We start from the raw sequence: 2929 nt of genomic DNA, 5'->3' as shown, positions 1-2929 counted from the left end.
GCACCCCCTGCAGGCGGTGCTCGGCAGCCGGATCGGCGCCGCGTTCGGCGATCTGCACCGGCGCAACGGTGTCGAGGTGCGTACCGGCATCGCCGTCAGCCAGGTGACCGTGCGCGAGGGCCACGCCACCGGCGTGCAGCTTGCGGACGGCGCGCACGTGCCCGGCGACCTGGTGCTCTTCGGGATCGGGGCGGTGCCCAACATCGAGCTGGCCCGCGACGCCGGGCTCGCCACCGATCGTGGCGTTCTGGTCGACGCCGCGTTGCAGACCAGCCACCCCGACATCGTCGCCGTCGGCGACATCGCCGAGGCGGAGCACCCGGCCTTCGAGCGCCGGGTCCGCGTCGAGCACTGGGCCAACGCCCAGAACCAGCCCGCCATCGCGGCCCGCACGCTGCTCGGCAAGGAGGCCGTCTACGACCGGCAGCCGTACTTCTTCACCGACCAGTTCGACCTCGGCATGGAGTACCGCGGTCTGGCCTCGGATCCCGAGAACGTGGTGGTCCGCGGCGACCTGGCCGGCGAGTACCTGGCGTTCTGGCTCGATGACGGCGACCGCGTCGAGGCCGCGATGAACGTCAACATCTGGGATGCCGGGGACGATCTCACCGCGCTGGTCGCCTCCTCGACCCCGGTGGACCGGAGCCGGCTCGCCGATCCCGAGATCCCACTCGCCGAGGTCGGCGCGCAGCGATGAGCTTCGACGGGATGTGGCTGCCGGCCGGCGAGGACCCGCGCGAGCCGGCGGCCCCGCCCCGCGGGGAGCGCGACACGCTGCTCGACTACCTGGAGGCCTACCGGCTCACGCTACGGCTCAAGTGCGACGGCCTCGACCCCGAGCAGCTGGCCCGGCGCTCGGTGCCGCCGTCCGGGCTGTCGTTGCTCGGCCTGGTGCGGCACATGGCCCGCGTCGAGCACCACTGGTTCCACCGGGTGATCGCGGGCAACCTCGACGAGCCCCGGCTGTACCCGAGCGACCACGGCTTCGAGGAGATCGCCGGCGATCAGGCCAACGTCGACGACGCCTTCTCCGGCCTCGCCTACCAGGTCGAGCGCAGCCGGGCGATCCTGAAGCGCGCGGCCCTCGACGACCTGGTCACCGTGTCCGACGAGCAGATCGAGGTGCGCGACGTCGTCGTGCACATGATCGAGGAGTACGCCCGCCACTGCGGCCACGCCGACCTCCTGCGCGAGTGCATCGACGGTCGCACCGGCCAATAGCCTCACCCCACCAGCCCCACTCACCCCACTCACCCCACCAACTCCCACTAACCCCATCCGCACCACAGGGTTACAAAATGGGATAGTCCCTGACGTTTTCGTGGTTTCTGGGCCCGAAAAACCACGAAAACGTCAGGGACTATCTCCAGGGGTCAGAAGGTAGTGGCGAACTTCCAGGCGGAGTGCATGGCGTTCTCGATGTAGCCGACGGTGCCGGCGTCTCCGATGATGTCGAAGCTCAGGCCGGCGGCGGTGAGCTCCTCGGCGAGCGGGGCGGCGGCGTAGGTGCCGGCGGCGAAGATCACCATGCTGGCCTCGACCGTGTGGGTCTGCTCGCCGACCACGAACTCGACCTGGTCCTCGGTGATCCGCGTCGGCCTCGCGTGCCGGTGCACGGTGACGCCGACCTCGCTCGCGTGCCGCACCGCGGTCCAACGCCGCGGCATCGCCATCGGCAGACCGAGCTGCTGGCCCTCCTCGAGCAGGGTCACGTTGCGCCCGCGCTCGGCGAGCCACTCGGCGAGCTCGAGGCCCACCAGCGAGCCGCCGATCACCACGACCTCCTTGCCCATCGGCAGGAACTTGCGGGTGATCTGCCGGATCGCCTCCGGGCTCTTGGTGACGCCGGAGAGCTTGCCCAGCTTGCCCATCGAGCGCATGAAGAACGAGCCCTCGGAGGCCTCCGCGCTGCCCAGCAGCAGGTTGCGCATCGAGTCTCCGGTGTGCACGTGCGGCAGCTCGCCGCCCGGGACGTCGGGACGCGGGCGCTTGGCACCGGTGGCGACCACGACGTGGTCGGGCCGCAGCGCAGCCACGGTCGCCGCGGTGGCCTCGGTGTTGAGCCGCACGTCGATGCCGAGTCGCTCGACCTCGGCGGTCAGCCACTTGAGCAGCCGCTCGTTGTCGGGGGTGGTCAGCGTGGAGAACCACAGCGTGCCGCCGAGCCGGTCGCCCTTGTCGAGCACGGTCACCTTGTGGCCGCGCAGGGTGAGCACCCGGGCCGCCTCGAGGCCGGCCGGGCCCGCGCCGATCACGACGACGTTCTTGGCGGTGGCGGTGCGGATGAACGGCACCAGCCCCTCGTTGCCGAGGGCCGGGTTGACCGCACATACCGGCGTGTCATCCCAGAAGTTCTCCTGCACGCAGACGTAGCAGTTGATGCACGGTCGCACCTCGGTGGCGTGACCCGCGATGAGCTTGTTGACCAGATCGGGGTCGGCCAGGAGCTGACGTCCCATGGCGACGAAGTCCGCCTTGCCCTCGGCGATCGCCTCCTCGCCGACCTCGGGCAGCACCCGGCCGACCGTGATCACCGGGATCGCGACGTGCTTCTTCACCTCGGCGGCGAGGTCGACGTAGGCACCGACCTTGTTCGGCAGCGGGCCGTCGGTGAAGTTCGAGAACGGGTTGCGGCCCCAGCCGGTGACGTGGATGGCGTCGGCGCCGGCCTTCTCGAAGAGCGCCGCGGCCTGGCAGGCCTCGGCGTTGGTGAGTCCACCCTCCTGGCCGAACTCCTGGCCCGCGACCCGGACGATCACGGCCATCTTGTGACCCACCGCAGCCTTCACCGAGGCGATCACCTCGCAGGCCAGACGGGCCCGGTTCTCCAGCGAGCCGCCATAGGAGTCGGTGCGCCGGTTGTCGCGCTCGGTGAGGAAGCCGCCCAGCACGTAGCCGTGCGCGCAGTGGATCTCGATCGCGTCGACGT

The 2929-nt window shown here is 70.5% G+C and carries 3 protein-coding genes; 2 read left to right on the top strand and 1 reads right to left on the bottom strand.

The genetic code is table 11. From position 1 onward, the window contains the following. Both ABD151_RS12555 and ABD151_RS12550 read left to right on the top strand, forming a co-directional pair. On the top strand, window positions 1-697 hold a 697-nt coding region (locus tag ABD151_RS12555), incomplete at its 5' end, for an NAD(P)/FAD-dependent oxidoreductase (protein WP_343994830.1). After that, on the top strand, window positions 694-1221 hold the full coding sequence (locus tag ABD151_RS12550) for a DinB family protein (protein WP_343994828.1): 528 nt from the start codon (window positions 694-696) through the stop codon (window positions 1219-1221). The genes ABD151_RS12555 and ABD151_RS12550, both read left to right, overlap by 4 nt. Before the next feature lie 152 nt (window positions 1222-1373). Here the strand turns inward: ABD151_RS12550 and ABD151_RS12545 are convergent. After that, a partial coding sequence (locus tag ABD151_RS12545) for an FAD-dependent oxidoreductase (protein WP_343994826.1) occupies window positions 1374-2929 on the bottom strand: 1556 nt, incomplete at its 5' end.

This window comes from Nocardioides dubius (assembly GCF_039528155.1).
Taxonomy (GTDB): Bacteria; Actinomycetota; Actinomycetes; order Propionibacteriales; family Nocardioidaceae; genus Nocardioides; species Nocardioides dubius.
This window is presented reverse-complemented; position numbering and strand designations above follow the sequence as displayed.